The 20199-nt window shown below is 72.1% G+C and carries 13 protein-coding genes and 1 pseudogene; 7 read left to right on the top strand and 7 right to left on the bottom strand.

Annotation, left to right across the window (positions count from 1 at the left end; translation table 11 throughout):
* The coding region (locus tag OOK40_RS26060; protein WP_266486478.1) for a hypothetical protein at positions 1-2652 on the top strand (2652 nt) is incomplete at its 5' end.
* Positions 2653-3022: 370 nt separating this feature from the next.
* Here OOK40_RS26060 and OOK40_RS26055 read toward each other — a convergent pair.
* The 7 genes and pseudogenes from OOK40_RS26055 to OOK40_RS26025 form a co-directional block, all read right to left on the bottom strand.
* Entirely contained in the window at positions 3023-5890 is a 2868-nt protein-coding gene (locus OOK40_RS26055; RefSeq protein WP_266486475.1) for a condensation domain-containing protein, read from the bottom strand.
* A complete protein-coding gene (locus tag OOK40_RS35365) occupies positions 5880-6653 on the bottom strand; it encodes a non-ribosomal peptide synthetase (RefSeq protein WP_323136112.1) in 774 nt (257 codons plus the stop codon). The genes OOK40_RS26055 and OOK40_RS35365 overlap by 11 nt, the downstream gene beginning before the upstream one ends.
* Positions 6654-6702: 49 nt before the next feature.
* Positions 6703-7596: pseudogene (locus tag OOK40_RS26045) on the bottom strand (AMP-binding protein); the annotation flags it as partial.
* The gene (locus tag OOK40_RS26040) at positions 7596-9719 is read right to left on the bottom strand and encodes a non-ribosomal peptide synthetase (RefSeq protein ID WP_266486472.1); all 2124 of its coding nucleotides are present in this window, start codon (positions 9717-9719) and stop codon (positions 7596-7598) included. The gene OOK40_RS26040 and the pseudogene OOK40_RS26045, both read right to left, overlap by 1 nt.
* Positions 9719-12925, bottom strand: a complete 3207-nt coding sequence (locus tag OOK40_RS26035) for an amino acid adenylation domain-containing protein (protein WP_266486470.1) — start codon at positions 12923-12925, stop codon at positions 9719-9721. Before OOK40_RS26035 ends, OOK40_RS26040 begins: the two co-directional genes overlap by 1 nt.
* 221 nt (positions 12926-13146) lie before the next feature.
* The gene (locus OOK40_RS26030; protein ID WP_266486467.1) at positions 13147-14481 is read right to left on the bottom strand and encodes a non-ribosomal peptide synthetase; all 1335 of its coding nucleotides are present in this window, start codon (positions 14479-14481) and stop codon (positions 13147-13149) included.
* A 119-nt stretch (positions 14482-14600) separates the two neighbouring features.
* Positions 14601-15917, bottom strand: coding sequence for an MFS transporter (locus tag OOK40_RS26025; RefSeq protein WP_266486465.1), 1317 nt, complete (start codon positions 15915-15917; stop codon positions 14601-14603).
* 506 nt (positions 15918-16423) lie between these two features.
* Between OOK40_RS26025 and OOK40_RS26020 the strand changes: the two genes are divergently transcribed.
* From OOK40_RS26020 to OOK40_RS25995, 6 genes are all read left to right on the top strand, one after another.
* A complete protein-coding gene (locus OOK40_RS26020; protein ID WP_266486463.1) occupies positions 16424-17422 on the top strand; it encodes an RNA polymerase subunit sigma-70 in 999 nt (332 codons plus the stop codon).
* A 5-nt stretch (positions 17423-17427) separates the two neighbouring features.
* Positions 17428-17736: a hypothetical protein gene (locus OOK40_RS26015; protein WP_266486460.1), complete on the top strand. Its 309-nt coding sequence runs from the start codon at positions 17428-17430 to the stop codon at positions 17734-17736.
* A complete protein-coding gene (locus OOK40_RS26010) occupies positions 17720-18130 on the top strand; it encodes a DUF6069 family protein (RefSeq protein ID WP_266486457.1) in 411 nt (136 codons plus the stop codon). The genes OOK40_RS26015 and OOK40_RS26010 overlap by 17 nt, the downstream gene beginning before the upstream one ends.
* Positions 18131-18657: 527 nt before the next feature.
* Positions 18658-18999 (top strand): helix-turn-helix transcriptional regulator, encoded by a 342-nt coding sequence (locus OOK40_RS26005; protein ID WP_266486454.1) that lies wholly within the window; start codon positions 18658-18660, stop codon positions 18997-18999.
* A 3-nt stretch (positions 19000-19002) separates the two neighbouring features.
* A complete protein-coding gene (locus OOK40_RS26000) occupies positions 19003-19509 on the top strand; it encodes an SRPBCC family protein (protein ID WP_266486452.1) in 507 nt (168 codons plus the stop codon).
* Positions 19509-20177 carry a dihydrofolate reductase family protein gene (locus OOK40_RS25995; RefSeq protein ID WP_266486450.1) on the top strand — a complete coding sequence of 223 codons (669 nt, stop codon included), beginning with the start codon at positions 19509-19511 and terminating at the stop codon, positions 20175-20177. Before OOK40_RS26000 ends, OOK40_RS25995 begins: the two co-directional genes overlap by 1 nt.
* Positions 20178-20199: the final 22 nt, after the last annotated feature.

The following is a 20199-nucleotide window of genomic DNA, read 5'->3' as shown; positions in this document are numbered from 1 at the left end:
CGGTTCAAGTGGGTGGCCAACGCGCTGCGCACGCTGCCCGAGATACCGCTGGCCAGCCTGCACCAGTGGATGAAGGAGATGCGCGACCGGTACGAGAAGGCCGAACTCGGCCTCCAGCCCTACTACGGACAGGCGTACCAGAAACTGCTGCCACGTCGGCGAGGACGCCTGCCGCCAGCACGCGAGCTGTGGGCGGGCCGCAGCCGCACCAGGCTCAGTGACTGCGAGGCCTGCGAGATCTGCGAGCGCGCCCTGTACCACCTCACGGCGGGCGACGACGAGCGGGCGCTCAGCGCCTGGGAGCCCGTCCTGGCCGGGAAGGAATCCTGCCAGGAGGAGCCGGCTCGCTCCGTCTCGTACGCGCTGTTGCCCCTGCTGCGCACCGGCCGCACCGACCGGGCCCGCGAACTGCACCTCGCCGGCTACCGCAGCTGCCGCCGCAAGGCCTCGATGTCCCAGGAGGTCGGCCGGCACCTGGAGTTCTGCGCGCTGACCGGCAACGAGGCACGCGGCCTGGAACTCCTCGCCGAGAACCGGAACCTGTTCGACGAGGTCGACTCGCCGCTGGACCTGCTCGGCTTCCTCACCGGCGTGGAGGTCCTCCTCCAGCGCGTCGAACACCTCGGCCACGGCGAACTGCCCGCCGCCGGGTATGCGGGCCGCACCTGGACGGTGGCCGGCCTGCGCGCCGAGGTGCGCGGCCGCGCCGACGACCTCGCCGCCCGCTTCGACGCCCGCAACGGAACCACGGCCCACACTGACCGCCGCAGGGCCCGCCTCGACAGTGCCCCGCTCCGGGAGGCGCTGGAACTGACCCTGCGCCCCCGCAGCCTCGACGACGTGGCCCCGGCGGCACCGGTTACCGCGCCCGCTGCCCGTGCAGGCGCCGCCGTCCCCGACACGCTGTCCGAACTCATCCTCCAGGCCAGGACGTTGGACGAGCAGGGGCACCCCGACGCACATGCCTGCTGGGCGCGGTTGCGCACGCTCATGGCCGCCCGCGACTACACCCACCCTGACGATCCGGCCGTGGGCCCGCTCGTGCAGCTGCGCGCGGACCTGCTGGCCGAAGAGGCGAACCGGGCGGGCGAGAAGGACGAGTTCACCGACGCCGCCGCCCTCCACGAGGAGGCCGCGGCCCTGTACGACGACGCCGGGGAACCGGGTCACGCGGCGCTCTCCCGTGCCTGCGCCCTGCTCGCCATCGCCGAGATTCCGGCGGAGGGCGCCGACGCAGCCGAGGCGAACGCCGCCGCGCTGATCGCCACGCACGCTTCCCTGGTCCGCCTCCACGAGGAGACGCCCGGCCTCGCTCCGTACCAGGAGGCCCGCCTGCTGCGGCTGCGGGTGACCGCGCTCGCCCTGAGCCTGCAGACCTCGGGCAGCGAGGAGCAGGTCGCGCCGGTGTTCGCCGAGGTGGATCAGTTGCACGCGTTCGCCACCCGGCACGACATCGCCGGGCAGATCTCCGGCGCACTGCTGCTGCGGGCCAGCACCTACGCCCTCTCCGGCGACCTGCCCGCCGCGGTCACCGAGATCGACGCCCTGCTCGACCGGTTGAAGGCGCACGGCCCCGCCTGGCACTTGCCCCGCACGCTCGGACTGCGCGGCCGGTGCCAGTTCGGCCTCCGGGACGCGCTGGCCGCGTACGCGGACCTCGCCGAGGGCTTGCGGCTGGCCGCCGACTGGCCGGCCGAGACCGTCGACACCACTCGCCTTCACGGTGATCTGGCCGAGGCCTGCATGCACCTGGGCCGCCCCGACGAGGCACTGCGGCACCTGACGCGCTCCGCGGAGGCGGACCTTCGCCGCGGCAGCCGGACTGACGCGTTCTGCACCTACAGCAACGCGGCCCGGCTCAGCCTCGACCTGGGCCGTGTCGAGGACTGCATCGCTCTGATCGACTCCCTTCTGGCCGAACCGGACGTCGCCGCAGGAGAGTTGGACGACCGGCTCGTCGCTCAGCTGCGCCTGACCCGCGCCCGCGCGCTGCACGCGGGGGAGGACCTCAAGGCGGCCACGGCGGAGTTCGTCACCCTGGCGGGCGAGTCGTCCGGCTGGGACGACGACCCGGGGAGCCACGCCATGATCGCCGCGGAGACCGCCGTACTCCTCGGCGAGTCCGGCGAATTCGGTCCGGCCCGCGAAGTCGCGGACCAGGCACTCGCCGCCCACGCACAGGCCCCGCGTTACGAGCAGCTCAGCAACTGCCTGCGCGAACTCGCCCGTCTCCAGGCCCAGCAGCAGGGCTCCGACGGCCTGGCCGGCGCCCTCGCCTTCCTCACCGACGCGGGCCGGATCGCCGACGAGGCCCGCGCTGCCGAATACGAGGCCCAGGGCCGGGCCCTGGACACGGCACTGGCCTACGAACACGGGCGAGTCAACGCCTACGCAGGCGAGTACGAGGACGCACTGGCCGCCCTGGAGAAGGCCCTTGCCCTGCTCGGCGAGCCGGGACGGGAGGACGAAGGCGCCGGCGAGTGGGCCGAGTGCGTCCGCCTGGCGGGCGCCGTGGAGGGCCTCTACCTGGAACGCCCCGCCCCCGCCCTCACCCGCCTCGACGCTGCGGTCGCCCGCCTGACCGCCCTGGGCCACACCGAGGAGACCGAGCCGCTGATCTCCTTGGCGGCCCGGCTGCGCGACGAGGAGTGACGCGGCGGTGCCGGGGCGACAGCCCGCCCCGGCACCGTGGACTGTGCGGAGGCATACCAGCCGGTCCGTGGCCTGTGCGCCTGGCACAGACGCGATCAGCCGCCGACCTGTGCCGACGGCTGATCGCGTGGCCCGCCGTCCCGGGCGCTTAGGGCCTGTCGTTCGGATCTTGCCGGGTTCGCGTGCCCTGGCACGCACTCCCCGTGGCGCTTCGGGCGCAGGGAGGTGCCCCCATGCCGCGTTGCGTCGAGTCGCCGGCGCTATCCGCGTCGGCTCTCCCTGCCTTCGGCGGGGGGACCCCCATCCTCCGCCTTGCGATCGCACGCACCAGACCCCGCTCACTGATCCGGCCTGATCCAAACGACAGGCCCTAGCCCTGGGCGGTGTCGACCATCGCGGCGAGTACGGACTGCCAGTCCTCCCCGGGCTGTTCACGCAGTGCGGTGGCCAGCCGGTCCGCGCGGTAGTGCCAGGGGTGGTCGAGGTCCGGATGCGCCCGCTCGGCGAGCTGGATCTCACTGTCGCCTCCGAGGAGCGTACGCAGCTCGGCGGCGAGGTCCTGCCATGCGACGTGACCGCTCAGGGCGTTGGCCACGCCGTGGACGGGCGTGTCCAGGCAGGCGGTCACCGCACGGGCCAGGGCAGCCGCGTGGACCCACGGGGCGCCGTACCAGTCGCGTCCGGCTGTGCCGGGCTGTGGGAGGGTGATCGGGTCTCCGGCAAGAGCAGCCTGATAGAGCAATCCGGTCGCCCCCCAGCGCAGCTGATCGCGCAGCCGGTCGTGCGGACCCCACACGATGGGCGAGCGTACGACGCTGGCCCCGCCCCGGCCCCCGGTGCCCGCCGCCCGCATCAGCAGCTGTTCGCAGTCGAGCTTCGCCTGTCCATACGCGCTCAACGGCTGTCGGGAGGCCGACTCCTCGGCCACCCACTGCTCAGCGGGGCGGCCGTAGGCATCCACGCTGCTGACGAAGACGAACGGGCCGCTGCGCCAGGCGTCGACCATTGCTTCCATCGCCGCCACGTCCACCTCGGGACGGGTGAACGTGCAGGCGGCGTGGATCACCGCGTCCGCACTCTCCACGGCGGTTCGCAGGCCGTCCAGGTCGGTCAGATCACCCTCGACGACATCCACACCGTCACCGGCCACCAGATGTGCCGACTCGGGACGGGCCAGCGCCAGCACCGGCCTGCCCTGGGCGGCGAGTTCACGCAGGAGGAACGCGCCCACGCCGCCCGTGCCGCCGGTCACCAGCACGGTGCCCGCGCGTTCCCGCCGGCCACGTGACACCGGCGGAGCCGTCGAGGCCGCCGCTGCACGTTCCGTCTCACGCGCGTCGAGCAGCGCGGCGAGTGCGCGCGGTGTCCGGTTCTGCATCACATCGAGACCGGTCAGCGGCAGCCTGAGCCCGGTGCGCAAGCGCTCCGCAAGCTGCACGGCGACCAGGGAATGGCCACCGAGGACGAAGAAGTCGTCGTCCGGCGCCGGGGTCCGGCCCAGCAAAGCGGTGAACGCCGCCGTCACCGCCCGCGCACGGTCCCCGTGCAGGGCGGAGGCTGAAGCCGCGCCGGGCAGCCGCCCGGCGTCCAGTGCGCCGTCGGCGCTCCGCGGCATCGCGTCCAGCAGCGTCACCGTGGCCGGGACGAGTTCCCGGGCGAGGACGGACCGGAGATGGGCCCGCAACTCGGCGGGCGAGGGGCCCCCGGTCTCCCGCAGGACGGCATAGGCGATCAGCGGTCCGGTCGTCGGCTCCGGCACGGCCGCATCGCTCACCTGCGGATGCATCCGCAGCCGGGTCTCGGCGGGATGGCACTCGTCGTCGGCCGGGACCGCCCACGGCCGGCCGGGCAGCCGTGACAGTGTCAGTTCCGGGTCGACGGCGACCGCGGCCAGCAGGTCGGCGAAGGCGTCTGCCAGCTGGTCTCCCGCCTCCGTCGCCAGCGCTGCTTGACCGTACTGGACCAGGCAGGCGGGCTCGTCGGTGTCCATGAGGCCGAACGACAGGTCGAACTTGGCTTCGCCGAGGCCGACTTCGACGGGCTCGGCGATCGTTCCGGGCAGCGGGAGCGCCGTGGGCGCCCGCAGCACGTCCGCGGTGACCCGCACCAGCGGTGTGCCGTCGGCGTCCCGCGCGGCGGCGCCGAGCCGCTCAAGGATCAGGTCGAAGGGCACGTCCCGGTGCTCCTGGGCCTCCAGCAACGCGTCCCGCACCCGGTCCACAAGGATCCCGAACTCCGGGTCGCCGGACAGGTTCACACGTACCGGAAGGGTATTGACGCACAGTCCGACGAGACCGCGCATGGCTGCACCCTCGCGGTGGGTGCCGGCGCAGCCGATGACCAGGTCGTCCTCGCCGGTGAACCGCTGCAGCGCGGCGAAGACGGCGGCGAGGGACACCGTGAAGAGGGTGGCTCGGTGCTGCCTGCCCAGCTCGCGCAGTGCAGGCAGCACCGAGTCGTCGAGCTTCGTGGTGCGGGCGACGGCCGGGTGTGTGCCCAGGCCGGCGGAAGGGTGCGCGGGCCGGGGCAGCCGCAGTGGTACGGCTCCGGCGAGCCGGCGCGTCCAGTGACCCAGTCCTGCATCGAGGCGGCCGGCCGCCGCGTGCTCGCGGCGCGCGTAGTCCGTGTACTGCGGCGGCTCGGGCTGTTCGTGAGGGCGTCCGTCCACGGCGGCTGCGTACAGCTGCGTCAGTTCGTCGGCGACGGTCTCCAGCGACCCGCCGTCGATGGTGATGTGGTGGAAGGTCAGCAGCACGGTGTGGTCCTGGGGGCCGTGCCGCAGCACCAGGGCGCGCGGCAGGGGGCCCGCAGCCAGGTCGAACGGACGGCGCGCCTCCGCGGCGAGCGTCTGCATGCCGTCGCCGTCGGCCTCCACCACCGGCACGGCGATCGTGCCGGGCGCGGGGAGCGTCTCCTGGTACGGCTCGTCGCCGCGCTGACCGTAACGGGTGCGCAAGATGGCGTGGCGTCGTACGAGCGCGGTGAGTGCGACGGTCAAGGCGTCCACGTCGAGCGGCCCGCGCAGCCGGGTGGCGAAGGGCACGCTGTAGAGGGAGCCTCCCTGGCCGATGCGGTCCATCAGCCACATCCGGCGCTGGGCGTGGGACAGCGGGGCGGGACCCTGGTCGTGGACGGCTGTGGGGACCGGGGCGGCTCGGCGCGCGCCTGCGCGCGCCCGGGCCCTGCGCAGCAGTTCCTCCTGCAGCGCGGCGGAGCTGGGGGTGATGTCAGTGGCCATCGGTGTCCTCCGGCGCGTCGAGGTGGAGATCGCTGTGGTTGGCCAGCAGGGCGCGCTCGACAAGCGCGGCCTGTCCGGCCACCGTGGGGGCGGCGAAGAAGTCGGGCAGGGACAGCTCCACTCCGAGCTCCTCGCGCAGGTCGTCGGTGACGACCAGGGCGAGCATGGAGTGACCGCCGTAGGCGAGGAAGTCGGCGTCCGGCCGGTTCACTTCGCAGCCCAGGCTGCGGCTCCACACCTCGGCGACGGCCTGCTGGAGCGGGGTCAGTACCTCGGTGGCGTCTTCGGCGGCTGCGGTGCCGTGAAAAGCGGTGAGCGCGCGCCGGTCCACCTTGCCGGAGACCGTCAGGGGCAGCCGCTCCACGAGGGTCAGCTCGTCGGGGACCAGATGGGCGGGGAGCTGTTCGGCGAGCCGCGCCCGCAACGCCTCGGCACGAGGTACCGGGCCGGGCGCGGCTACGACGAAGGCGGCCAGGCGGGCGTCGTCCGCTGCGGGCCGGCGCACGGTCACAGCGGCGTCGTCCACCTCCGCCTGCTCGCGCAGGATGTGCTCGACCTCGCCCGGCTCGATGCGGAATCCGCGGACCTTGACCTGGTCGTCGACGCGGCCGTGAAAGTCCAGAACTCCGTCCGGACGCTCCGAGACCAGGTCGCCGGAGCGGTACAGGCGGCCCAGCGACGCATGGTCCACGAAGCGTTCGGCGGTCAGCTCCGGCTGTCGCGCGTATCCGCCTGCCAGACGGCTGCCGCCGATCCAGTTCACCGTGTTCGCCCGGCGCGACCGGCTGCCCGGTCCGGTCCAGGACGTGTGCGACGGCGCCGGCGATCGGGCGGCCGATCGGCACCGGGCCGTCGCAGTCCGCATCGGTGACCCGGTGGGCCGTGGCGAACGTCGTCGTCTCCGTCGGCCCGTAGCCATTGACCAATTCCAGCCAGGGAAACGCGCGCAGCACCGCGCGGGCATGCTGGGCGGCCATCGCCTCGCCTCCCACCACCACCGTGCGGAGCACCGAGAACACCCGGGAGCGGCGGACAGCCAGCTGGTGGAACAACGCCGTGGTGAAGAACGCCACGGTCACGCCGTGCCGCTCCACCTGCTGGGCCAGATCCTCGAAGGAGGGCCGCTCGACGGTGCACACCACCACGGCGGCGCCGTTGGCGAGGGCCGACCACACCTCGAAGGTCGAGGCGTCGAAGGTGGTCGGCGAGTGGAACAGCACCCGGTCGCGGGCGGTGACGGTGGCGTACTGCGGAGCGGTGACCAGTTGGGCGATGCCGCCGTGGGTGACCGTCACGCCCTTGGGGAGGCCGGTGGACCCCGAGGTGAACAGGACGAGCGCCGTCGCGTCCGGGCCGGGCTCAGCCGCGGGCAGCTCCGCGCCGGTCAGCAGCGGGTCGTCGTGCAGCGCCAGGGTGGCGCCCGTGAATGCCGCGGATTCGAGCAGCTTGCTGTCTCCGACGGTCAGTGTCGCCCCGGCGGTGGCGAGCATCGCCTCGATACGCGGACGCGGGTGCGCCGGGTCGAGCGGCACGCACGCCGCACCCGCCCACCACAGCGCGAGCTGCGCGACGATGGTGCGGGCCGAGCGCGGCACCAACAGCGCCACCCGGTCGCCGGGGCGGACGCCGTGGTCGTCCAGGTGTACGGCCAGAGCGCGGGCGGAGGCGACCAGCTGCGCGTACGTCAGCGTGGTGTCGCCGTCCATCACGGCCAGGGCCTGCGGGGTCTGCTCGGCGTGCCGCGCCACCAGGGCGGGCAGGCCGGAGGCGTACGCGGACGGTGTGCGGTCAGCCGGCACGGGGCTTTCCTTCCTGTGGTCGGGAGTGTTCGCCGGAGCGAGTCGCCGTCCTCGAACTGCTGCGCCCAGGTAGCGGCGGCGGCGCGGCGTTTGTCGAGTACGGCGGCAACTGCCCGAAGGTCGGGCTGGCGGAGCAACTCCGGTGCGCGCAGTCGCACTCCGGTCTCCTTCTCGATCACGGTCAGCAGGCGCGAGGCGACGAGCGAGGTTCCGCCGGCCTCGGTGAAGTTGTCCATCAGTTCGGTACGGGGGCTGTCCAGCAGGTCGCGCACCACCCGCAGGACCAGTCGCTCGCTCTCCGTCGCGCCGTCGTGCGAATCGCCGTTGCCGGCCGTGGCGCCGCCGACGGCGTTCGGCTGCGCGGGGGCCGCGGCCTGCTTCAGCAGGTGGGCACGATCGACCTTGCCGTTGGCGTCGAGGGGGAAGGCGTCCAGAATCCGCACGGCCGAGGGCACGGCCTGCTCGGGCAGCCAGGCCCGTACCTCGGACAGCAGCTCGTCAGCACTCGCTCCGTCGGATGCCAGGACATACGCCACCAGGCGGGCGCTGCCGTCGGCGGAACGGGGCGCGGTGACAACCGCGCTGCGCACCGACGGGTTCTGTTCGAGCGCGGCCTCCACCTCGGCCGGTTCGATCCTTACTCCGCTGATCTTCACCTGATCGTCGAGACGGCCGAGGAACTCCAGTCTGCCGTCGTCCAGCATCCGCACCCGGTCCCCGGTGCGGTACACGCGGTCTGTCCGCCCCGCGTCGATACCCGGGGGCGGGGCGGTGAATCGCCGTGCCGTCAGCTCCGGGTCCAGATAGCCGAGCGCCAGGCACGTGCCGCCGATGCACAGTTCGCCGGCCTCACCGCGGGCGACGACACTGCCGTCCGCCGCGGTGACGACGACCGTGGCGCCCGGGATCGGAGTTCCGATCGACGGCGTTGTCTCGTCGCCCGCGTCGTGGTCCGTGGCGCGCATGGCGTGGGTGGTGGTGACGACGGTGGCCTCGGCGGGCCCGTACGCGTTGTGCACCGTGGCGGTCACATCCGCACCGGGCCGTCGGCGCATCCGGTCGCCTCCGACAACGAGGTGACGCAGCTTCAGGTCCTGGGGCCAGGGCCGGTCCAGCACCGGTTCGGCCATCGGAGTGGCCACGACGCACACCGTCACGGCGGCGTCGCGCCACCATGCGGTGAGTTCGGCCGGGTCCCAGCGAACAGCGTCCGGAGCGGGAACCAGAGCCGCGCCGGACGTCAGACCGGCCCACAGCTCCATCACATGCGGGTCGAACGCGACGCCGATCAGCAGGGACTGCCGGTCTCCGGGCGCCAGGCCGGTTTCGGTGCGGTACCAGTCCAGCAGTGCGGACAGAGCGGGTTCCGCGACGGCGACGGCCTTCGGCCGCCCGGTGGAGCCGGAGGTCAGCACGGCGTAGAAGGCTTCTTGCGGAGCCGGACGCGCACTCGCTGCGGGAGGGGCGAAGGCCGCGACGGCCTTCGGGGCGGCGTTCGTCCCCTCTCCCGGCAGCGGCAGCGCGATCTGCTCGGCGGCCCGATGGCGGGCGGGCAGCACAGTGGGGTCGCCGATCAGGCAGACCACGGCGACGTCCTCGGTGACCGCGTCGATGCGGCGCTCACCGGGGCGGGGGCCCAGCGGGAGATAGACCGCGCCGATCCGGGCGAGGGCGATCGCGGTCACGGCCAGCGCCGCCGAGCGGTCGAGGCAGACGCCGACCAGGTCGCCCGGGCGGACCCGGTCGCTCAGGGCGCGATGGACGTCGTCGGCTGCCTCGTCCAGCTGCCGGTAGCTCCAGGTACGGGTCCCGTCGACCACGGCGGGGGCCTCGGGACTGCGACGTACCCATTCCTCGTAGCGGGAGAGCACTCCGGCGGCGGCTTCGGGAAGGGGAGTGCCGTGTACGACGCTCGGCAGGGCGCCCTGACGGCCGTTCATCAGCTCGGAGGTCTGCTCGGCCGTCGGCTCGGCAGACCGCCCGGTCATCGGCGCGGCCTCCGTCGGCGTGTCACTCAGGATCTCGGTCATCACGACTCCGTCGGCGTGGTCGTAGCGGCGTGGGCAGCAGCGGTCGGCGTGGCGAAAGCGCCAAGGGCGCGCGCCTGGTCGGACAGGACCGGGTTCCGGAAGAGCAGCTGCATCGGCGGCCGTGCGCCGATGCGGGGCTCCAGCCAGGCCGCCAGCTGCGCGGCGAGCAGCGAATGCCCGCCGGTCCGGAAGAAGTGGGAGGCGTCGGTGAACCGGCTGTGGCCCAGCACCTCGCGCCAGCCCTTGGCGAGCAGAGCCAGCGTCGGATCGGTGAATTCCGCGGGGTCGGTTGCGGCCGGGGCGCTCTCCTCGGCCGGTGCGGTGGGCTCGAGTTCGGCGGCCAGACGGGCCAGCGCCACTCGGTTCGGCTTGCCCCCGGGCAGTGTCGGCATGGCATCCAGTCGCGCCCATCGACCGGGTACGAGGGCACTCGGCAGACGTCGGCTCAGTTCGAGGTGCATCGCCTGCTCGTCCCACGGCTGCTGTCCGTCGGAGTTCTCCAGGAAGCCGACCAGGCGCGGTCCGCCGGCCGCTTCCCGGTCCAGTACGACGGCGCAGGAACGTCCGCCGAGCACAGCCGATGCCGTGGCCTCCACCTCCTCCAGTTCGATGCGGTAGCCCCGCAGTTTGATCTGGTTGTCGCGGCGCCCCAGGAAGTGCAACAGCCCGTCGCGATCCCGGTAGCCGAGGTCGCCGGTGAGATAGACCCGCTCGTCGTTCAGTGCCTCGATCCGTACGAATCGGGCCGCGGTGGCCTCCGGGTTGCCGACGTACCCCTCGGCCAGACCGGCGCCGGCGATGGCCAGTTCACCGACCGCACCGGCCGGCAGTGGACGCAGCGCCGCGTCCAGGACGTGGATCCGCTCGCCGGGCAGTTCGGTGCCCAGGGGGATTTCCGCCCCGTCCGCGAGGTTCTCGCGGGTGATCTCGTACACCGTCGAGCTGATCGCCGCTTCGGTCACTCCGTAGACGTTGAACACGGAGGCGTCGGTGTCGGCGAGGAACGCGCGCATCGCGTCCGCCGGGATCCGCTCGCCGCCGAGCACCAGCAGCCTCGGCGCCCAGCGGCGCTCGCGGAGCACCGGCCGCAACTCCTCGCGGGTGGCGAGGAAGTAACTGGTCGGGAGGTTGGCGACGGTGACCCGGGCGGCGGCCAGCAGCTCGGCGAGTTCCGCTCCGGTGGGCACTTCCCGCTCCGGTACGACGAGGCAGGCACCGGCGTACAGCGAGGGCAGGACCTCTTCCAGCGCCACATCGAAGGAGGGCTGGGCGAAGAGCAGCACCCGGTCACCGGCGGCCAGGCCGAACCGGTCGGCCGCGCCGGTCAGATGGTTCTCCAGGGCCGCCCGGCCCACCGCGACGGGCTTGGGTATGCCGGTCGAACCCGAGGTGTGGATGATGTACGCCGCACCGGCCACCACATCGGCCGGCCGCGCGGCGGGGAAGGAGGCGGCGTCGATACGCGCCGTCGGCAGGTGTGCGGGCAGCGTCGCCCCCGCGTCGGCGGAGGTGAGCACCAGCGCCGGGCCGAGCCGCTCGAGCAGCAGCTCCAGACGGGAAATCGGGTCGGACGGTGAGAGCGGGCAGTACACGGCTCCGGTCCGCAGACAGGCCAGCAGCGTCACCACCGAGTCGGCACCGCGCGGCAGTACGGCGGCGACCGGCTGACCGGCCGTCACACCGGCGTCCCGCATCCGCTGCGCGAGGGAGGTGACCTGCTCGTCGAGGTCGCCGTAGGTGAGCCGGCGGGCCCCGATCAGCAGCGCGGGCAGGGAGGCGTCGTGGGCGGCGGCCGGGTCGAGCGCGTCCAGGCCCTGCGCGGCCGCGTGCGGTTCGGGCGCGGGGTCGCACGCCGTCGCCGGAAGCGCCAGGTCGGCGAGCACGGTGGCGGGAGCGTCCAGGTAGGCGCGCAGCAGATCCAGGAAGCGTTCGGCGAGCAGTTTCGCCACGTCCTCGCCGAAGAGATCGGCGTCGTAGTCCCAGACCAGCGTCATGCCGGGCGCCCCGTGCCGGGGGCCCACTCCACGGCGGTCGTCGGGCAGCAGGACGACATCGAGGTCGAATCGGGTGGTGCCGGTGTTGAACCCCTCGAACAGGGTGATGTCCAGGCCTGGCACCTCGATCTCGGGCAGTGCCGCGTCGTGTGCGCTGAACATGACGCTGAACAGCGGGTTGTCCGCGCCGGAGGTGTGCAGGGCCAGTGCGCGGGTCAACTCCTGGACCGGCACTTCCTGATGCGGCAGAGCGCGGATGAGGGTGTCGGTCACCTCGTCCATGGTGTCCTCGGCCGGGGCTTTCGGGTCCAGGCGAAGCCGCAGCGGGATCGTGTTGACGAACATGCCCACAGCGTCTTCGAATCCCCGCGGGCGGTTGCCGACGGCGGTGCCGACGACCATCTGGGAGCGGCCGCTGTGCCGGCGCAGGAGCTCGGCGAAAAGCCCGAGCAGTGTGGAGAACGGGGTCAGGCCGCGCTCGCGGCTGTGGGTGCGCAGCCGCTGGGTCAGATCCGCGCCGATCGACTGCCGCAGCTGTCCGCCGTGGTGCCTGCGCCGGGCACCGGGCCGGGACAGGCCGGGCAACGGCATGTCGTAGGAGGCGCCGCGCAGTTCGTCGGCCCAGTACTCGAGGCTCGTCTGCCGGGCTGTGGCTCGTACGTCGTCTGCCTGGACGTCGGCCTGGGCACGTACATGGTCCGCGTACGAGGTCGCGGGAGGCAGAGTGACCGGCTCACCGAGGACATGGGCGCGGTAGACGGTGAAGACGTCGCCCAGCAGGATCGCGAAGGAGTGCCCGTCGTGGATCAGGTGGTGCTCGACGTGGATGAGCCGGTGCTGGTCGTCGGCGAGCCGCGCCAGCGTCCAGCGCAGCAGTGGCGCCTCGTACGTGTCGAGCGGGGTCTCGGCCTCGGTGCGCAGCAGCTTGGCGAACGCGGCCTCCGGGTCGGCCTCCCCGGTCAGATCCACGCTGCGCAGGCGGGGCGCACAGGCGTCAGCGGTCCGCTGGGCCGGCATCGCGCCGGGGACAGCCACGAGTTCCAGACGGAGTCCGGGGTGCCGGTCGAGGGCGGCGGTGAGTCCGCAGCGCAGGGCCTCGGTGTCCAGCGTCCCCCACAGGTCGAGTGAGGCGGTGAAGTTGTAGGCGCGGCTGCCGGGCTGCACTTGTTCGTGCAGCCAGACGATCTCCTGCGACGAGGAGAGGGGAAGCATGGGCGATCCCTGAGGTTGTCGGGTCGGGTTCTTCGGATGCGGGTCGGGGCACGGTTGTGCTCCCCACCCGGGGTTCGCAGGCCGGTCCGCGGATCGCGCGGTCCTGCCGTGCTGTGCTCGGTGGCTTCGGGGTGGTTCTGTGGCTGTGTGGCTTGAGGGTTGTGCGGTGCGCCTGCCGTGTGCGGTTCGGCGCTGTGCCGTTTCCGTTACGACTGCGGCGTTCAGCCGACGGTGACGTCGGCTCGCTGCGGTGCGGGCAGGGTCGCGCAGAAGGCGCCGAACCCGTCCGTGGCCGAGCGGTCGTCGTGCACACTGCGGTCCCACACCATGCGGATGTGGAGTTCTGGCCCGTGGGTGACGGACACGGCGAACGGGGCGCGTACGTGCCGGCCGTCGATGTGGACCTCTCGGCCCACTACTCCGCCCAGGCTCAGCGGTGGACGGCGACGGGCGTCGTCGACGGTCAGCAGGCCGTCCAGTCGGCCCGACCACAGAGAACCGGCCGACCGGGCGGCGTGCACGACTTCGTCGAAGGGGGTGTCCGCCCGGTCAAGATCGCCCCACCAATCGGTGGCCGTCGCCTCCGCGCCGAAGGGGTCGTCACCGCTCGGGGCGCCTGGGGCGTCATGGGTCCCGGCGGGGAAGACGACGGTGTTGAGGAAGCAGCCGACCACCGGCGCCGCGGCGGCCGGGCGGCCGCCCCACGGATACCCGATCGGTGACACATGACCGGCCCCGTACAGGACACGGGCCGTTGCCCGACAGGCGTCGAGCAGCGCGGGGAACGGTGCGCCGGAGGCCGGAGCGGGCAGCCGCAGTTCGGCCGCGCCGGTGGGCAGTGCGCCGGGGGCGAGATCCTGCGGCACGGGCAGCGCAGGGCGTTCGCGCACGGCGCGCAGCCGCCCGCCCCAGTACTCCAGCGCGGCGGCCGACCCCGCGCGCTGCTCGGCCTCGAGCTGCATCTGAACCGCTTCTCGGTAGGCGGCCAGTTCCGCGGCCGCGTCGGCGGGCGCGAGTTCTCCGGGGCCGATCCCGTGGCGGTAGGCGCTACTCAGCTCCTCGACGATACGTGCCAGCGACTGGCCGTCGCAGGCGGCGTGGTCGAGTACGACGGCGAGCACCTCTTCCTCGGCATCCGGTCCGTCCTCGGCCAGGTAGAGCCGCAGCGGCGAGCCCTGTGCAGTCCAGGCGCTCAGGGCTCGACGCAGGGTCGTGGCAGCGTCCTCGCCGGGTGCGCGAACGATGCGTTCCACCGGCACGTCCGGCTCCGCAACGCGAAGCGCGGGGGTGCCGCGGAGCACCTCCGGGTGGGCGCGCAGCACCGGGTGCCGGGCGGCCAGATGGTTGGCGGCCGCCCGCAGCCGTAGCGGATCCACGGTGCCCCGGGGGAAGGCGAAGAACATCGGGACGATGTCCGGCCGTCCGACGGGGTCCAGGGAACGCACCAGGGCGAAGCGCCGCTGAGCTCCGGTGACGGGCAGCAGATCAATTTCGCCGTTGTCCGCGGCGATGCGTTGGTAGCGAGCCAGGTACTGGCACGTGATGCTGAGTTGCACATTGTCCTCTCTGTCGTGTCTGTCGTGGCCGCGCGTCGGACGCCGCGTCATGCCGCTCGGACGGGACGGCAGCAAGAAATGACCGGCAGGCAGGCCGGAGCTGGAACGGGGGCGTCGAGTCAGCCGGCGGTGACAGGCTCGGCGTGGCCGCCGGTGTCGCGCGTGGCCGGGTCTTCCGGGTCTTGCGCGTCGACCGGCAGATCGCGCATGCGCCGCAGAGAGGAGAGCAGCAACGGCAGCGGTACGACGAGGAAACCGATCGCGCAGACCCAGAGTGCGGCGCGCGGACCGAAGGCGCCCGCGACAGCGCCGCCCACGACGGCGCCGAGCGGCAGGGTGCCCCACACAAGGAAGCGCAGTGTGGCGTTCATCCGGCCGAGCAGTCGGGGCGGGCAGACCGTCTGACGGAAGCTGACCTGGGCGACGTTGTAGACAACGGCGCCGAAGGAGACCACACCGGAGCCGATGGCGAACAGGGCGGCGGTGGCTCCCGGTCCGGACAGCGGCCACAACAGTGCGAACGGCCCGGTTGCCAGGGCGGAGAGCCAGATGATGCGGGCCTGACCGAGACGGCCGGCGAGCGTGCCGGCGCTCAGTGCACCGACGAGCCCGCCCACGGCGGACGCGGAGAGCATCAGACCGATCGCGAACGGCGGCAGGCCGATCACCCTCACCAGGAAGATGGTCTGAGTGGCCATCAACATCGCGGTGAAGAAGTTGCCGAGGCCGGTCGTTGCGGCGATGACCCGTAGCAGGGGGTGGCCGAGGACGAACCGGAGGCCTTCCCCGATGTCCTTGCGCAGGGACGCGCCCGGAACAGGCTCGGGCCGGCTCTCGGGCGGTCGCTTCATGGCCAGCAGGAACAGCGCGGACATTGCGTAGCCGATCGCGTCGGCCACGATCGCCAGATGGGCTCCGAGGACTTGTACGAGCCCTCCGCCGATCCCCGGGCCTGCGACGTGGGCCGATGAGCGGACCGTTTCCAATGCACCGTTTCCGGCCATCAGCTGCTCCCTGGGCAGCAGTTCGGGCAGGTAGCTCTGGTGGGCCACGTCGAAGAAGACGGTTGCCGCTCCGGTGACCAGAGCGACGACGTACAGCTGCGCCATCGTCAGTACGTCGGCGACTGCGGCCAGCGGGACGCTCGCCATGGAAAGGGCGCGCACCGCATCCGCCCGGATCATCAGCGGGAGCTTCCGCATCCGGTCGACCCAGGCACCCGCAGGCAGCCCTATCAGGAGGAAGGCGGCGGTCTCGGCAGCCGTCAGCAGTCCCACCTGAAACGCGGGTGCCTTCAGCACGAGAACCGCCACCAGCGGGAGCGCGACCAGAGTGACCTGGGCGCCGACTTGACCGGCTGCGGCGCCCGCGAGCAGGAGACGGAAGTCGCGCATGCGCAGCAGCCCGCTGGATGCGACGGGGGGTGAGGGGGCCATGAACCAGACCTTCACCGCCAGGCCGATCAAACGTCAAAACACAAAGAACAGTTTCGGTCGTTTCTCTTGCGGTATCACCGCCTGATCGGCGAATCTTTCGCCAGATCAGGGCAAACTCCGGATGAATCACGCATATTCAGGCCTCGCGGCAAGAAGATGCGCACAGCGCTCGCCCGGCAGGCCTCGGTCGATCTCGTACATGGCGCCATGAATCGCACCTCTGGCCGAAAATATTCGTCCGCTCACCCTCGGTGTCCGAGATGCCGACTCCAGCCGCTATAGGCGGTTCGTCCATGCGAGGCAGGGCCGTCTGGCCGACGCGCTGCATCGATGCCGCGGTCGCCCAGCTCCGCGCGGGGGCACGGGACCCGTACGGAGGCGTGACCCACGGGGACGGGCGCTCCTCTCCGCAGCGTGAGTGAGTGCCGACCGACCCTGGTGATGAGTTGTCGCGCCCGCACCCGTCATACCTACGACGGGACACGACGGGACGGAAGGATGACGTGATGAGTGCGGACACGCGGTTGGAGGAGCTGGGCGGGAGCGGTCTGGGCGAGGTCGACGAGCGGGCGTTCTCGGGGCTGGCGGAGCGGCACCGGCGGGAGCTGCACATGCACTGCTACCGGATGCTCGGGTCGTTCGAGGACGCCGAGGACGCCGTGCAGGAGACGTTCCTCCGTGCCTGGCGGCGGCGGGAGACCTTCGAGGGGCGGTCGACGTTCCGGGCCTGGCTGTACCGGATCGCCACCAACGCCTGCCTGGACCTGCTCGCCAAACGCCGCCCGGAGCCCGCGACCGGCGGCGAGGTGCTGTGGCTGCAGCCCTACCCGGACCGGCTGCTCGACGAGCTGCCCGCGGGAGACGCGGACGAGCCGGAGACCGTCGCCGTCGCGCGGGAGACGATCGAGCTGGCGTATCTGGTCGCGGTCCAGCACCTCGCGCCGCGCCCGCGGGCCGTGCTGATCCTGCGGGACGTGGTCGACTGGCCGGCGAAGGACGTCGCGGAGCTGCTCGGGGACTCCGTCAACTCCGTGAACAGCGCTCTGCAGCGGGCCCGCGCCGGCATGCGGGAGCACCTGCCCGCCGAGCGGCAGGACTGGACCGGCGGCGAACAGGACGCCGGGACGCGCGAGCTGGTGCGCCGCTATACCGACGCGAGCGTGGCCACGGACGTCGACGGGATCGCCGCGCTGCTGCGGGACGACGTCCGCTGCTCGATGCCGCCCACGCCGGGCCTGTACGTCGGCCGCGACGCGGTGGTGAACGACTGGCTCGAGAGCGGCTTCGAGGACCTGGGGCGACTGCGCTGCGTCCTGACCTCGGTGAACCGGCAGCCCGCCGTCGCCTTCTACCTCTGGCGGAAGCAGGAGGACGCGTACCTGCCGCTGACGATCGACGTCCTGCGCATCACCGGCGGGGCGATCACCGAGATCGTCACATTCCACGACGACCAGTTCCCGCGGCTCGGGCTGCCGGAGCGCCTGCCGGCGGACGGCACGGAGTAGTCCCGGTGTGGACGCTCGCGCTGCGCGGTGGCTCGCGTGTCGCGGTGGTCGCGGCGGAGTGGTGCGACGCGTTCGGCGTCGTCACCCGCGGGCGGGTTCAGCTGGAGCTGCGCGACGGCGAGCCCGGGCCGGTCCTCGGACGCGACGCCGGGTTCTGGCTCCGCGGCACCGGCGTCCGCGCCCTGCAAAACCACGGCCGTCGCACGGCGAGGGTGCGCATCGTCACCCCCAAGGCCAGGACCGTCGCATGCCAGTCACCACACCCGTACGCCAGTTACCGAATGATGGAGGAACGACATGAACAGCATGAATGACACCGGGGTCGTCGCAGGCCCGGCATCGGACCAGACCAGCCACACCCACCGGCTCCGCAGGCTCGCCGGCACCGGTTTCATTGCCACGCTCGCAGCGATGGTGGCCACCACCCTCGCCGCTGCGCTTGCCCAGGCCGCTGGCGTCGACTTCGAGGTCCCCGATGGTGGCGAGACGATCCCGTTGTCCGGGTTCGCCGTGGTGACCGGCTTCTTCTCGGTCGTGGGCATCGTCATTGCCGTCGCTCTTCTCCGTTGGAGCGCTCGCCCCGCCAAGCGATTCGTGTGGACGGCAGTGTCGCTGACCGCGATCTCGTTGGTCCCGCCTCTCCTCTCCGGGGCAACACCGCCACCACCACCGCCCTCCTCGGACTACACCTCGGCGCAGCGTCGGTGATGATCCCCACCCTGGCGCGGAGCCTCCGCACCCGGACCGATTGACGATCCCGCAACGGGACAACGCGCCGCGCAAGGGCGTGCGCGAGCGCACCAACGTGGCCCCCCTGTGCCGCCACCCTCCATTCCAGGTTCCTTTTCTTGGTCAATTCGAAAGCTGAGTCGCGTGTGCGAAGAAGCACAGGGCGCCTTGCGGGCTGAAGACCAAACGCCATCCGCTTCGGATGGGGAGCACCGGGTACCCCGGTCGCGTTCACCCTGGCCGCCCCCGCCGTCGCGCGCCTCACACGTGGATTCGTCCCCTGCGCGGCGGCTTGAGCCGGGATCTGACCCTCTCGGGTCGACGTCAGGCTCAAGCCGCGCAAGGACGCGCTCGCAGCCGAGCCCTGACCCCTCAAATACGCCTGCGGGAGGCGGCCACGCCGTAGCCGGCGGGGCAGGGAGCGCTGTTTGCAATCGTCATCCAACAAGACTCGCCCGATTCCCAACCCGCTTGACGTATTCCGATATGGGAATATGATGGCTGTCATGGCACGAGCAGCGACGACGTCGGACGCGTTCAACGCGATCGCCGAGCCGCAGCGCCGGGACATCCTGGCGCTGCTGCGGGCGGGTGAGCGGCCGGTGACCGACGTGGCCCAGGAGCTGGGTATGAGCCAGCCAGGGGCGTCCAAGCACCTGCGGGTGCTCCGGGAGGTGGGGCTGGTGCGGGTCCGCGGGGCGGGCAAGCAGCGCCTCTACGGCCTGGACGCCCGCGGGCTGCGGCCGGTCCACGAGTGGGTCGGCGGATTCGAGCGGTTCTGGAACGAGAGTTTCGACCGGCTGGACACCTACGTGCAGGACCTCAAGCAGACACGGCAGGAGGAATGACCGATGGCAGGGGCAAGGCAAGAATCGCGGGCGGAGCCGGGGACGGCCGACCGGGAGATCGTGATCTCCCGGGTCATCGACGCCCCGCGGGAGCTGGTGTTCGAGGCGTTCACCGAGGTCCGGCACCTGTCGCGGTGGTGGGGTCCGGAGGGGTTCACCACCACCACGCGGTCCTTCGAGTTCCGCGAGGGCGGGGAGTGGGACTTCGTGCTGCACGGGCCGGACGGGACCGACTACTCCGAGTGGATCCGCTGGCTGCGGATCGCCCCGCCGGAGCGGATCGCGCTGCTGCACGGTGAGTCCCGCGACGACCCGAACGCCTTCGAGTCGGTCCTGACCTTCGCGCCGGACGGCGCGGCGACCCGGTTCGTGATGCGCACGGTGTTCCCCACCAAGGAACTGCGCGACGAGGCGGTCGAGAAGTACCACGCGATCGAGGGCGGCCGGCAGACCCTGAGCAGCCTGGCGGCCTATGTCACCGACCTCGCGCGGAAGGGGGCGGAGAGCTGATGGCGGGGAAGGTGTTCTTCAGCGTGACGATGTCGCTGGACGGCTTCATCGCGCCCGAGTCCGTGCCCGTTGAAGACGAGCTCTTCGCGCCCGACAAGCAGGACGACCCGGACGTTCAGCGCTGGATGGCGCAGTGGACGGAGCTGCAGCAGTGGCTGTTCCCGCTGCGGTTCATCCGGGAGAACCTGAAGCTGGGCGAGGGCGGCGAGGAGGGCCGCGACAACGACGTAGCGCGGGAGACGTTCGAGCGCACCGGCGCGAGCGTCATGGGCAAGCGCATGTTCGACCTCGGCGAGCAGTCATGGCCGGAGGAGGCGCCCTTCCACACCCCGGTCTTCGTTGTGACGCGCACCAAGCGTGACCCGTGGGAGCGGCCCGGCGGCACCACGTTCCACTTCGTCAACGACGGCATCGAGCACGCCCTCGACCAGGCCCGCGAGACCGCCGGCGACCGCGACGTCCGCATCGCCGGCGGCGGCGCGACGATCCTGGAGTACCTGAACGCCGGCCTGGTCGACGAGTTCTCGATCACGCTGTCACCGGTGCTTTTCGGCGCCGGCACCCGCCTGTTCGACGGCGTGGACGCGTCCAGGGTCGCGCTGGAGCCGGTCCGTTCGGAGCCGTCGTCGCGGGTGACGCACCTGACCTACGCCGTGCACCCACGGTAGCCGCGCCGCCACTCCACCCCGG

The sequence above is a fragment of the Streptomyces sp. NBC_01481 genome (assembly GCF_026339995.1).
Lineage (GTDB): Bacteria > Actinomycetota > Actinomycetes > Streptomycetales > Streptomycetaceae > Streptomyces.
This window is presented reverse-complemented; position numbering and strand designations above follow the sequence as displayed.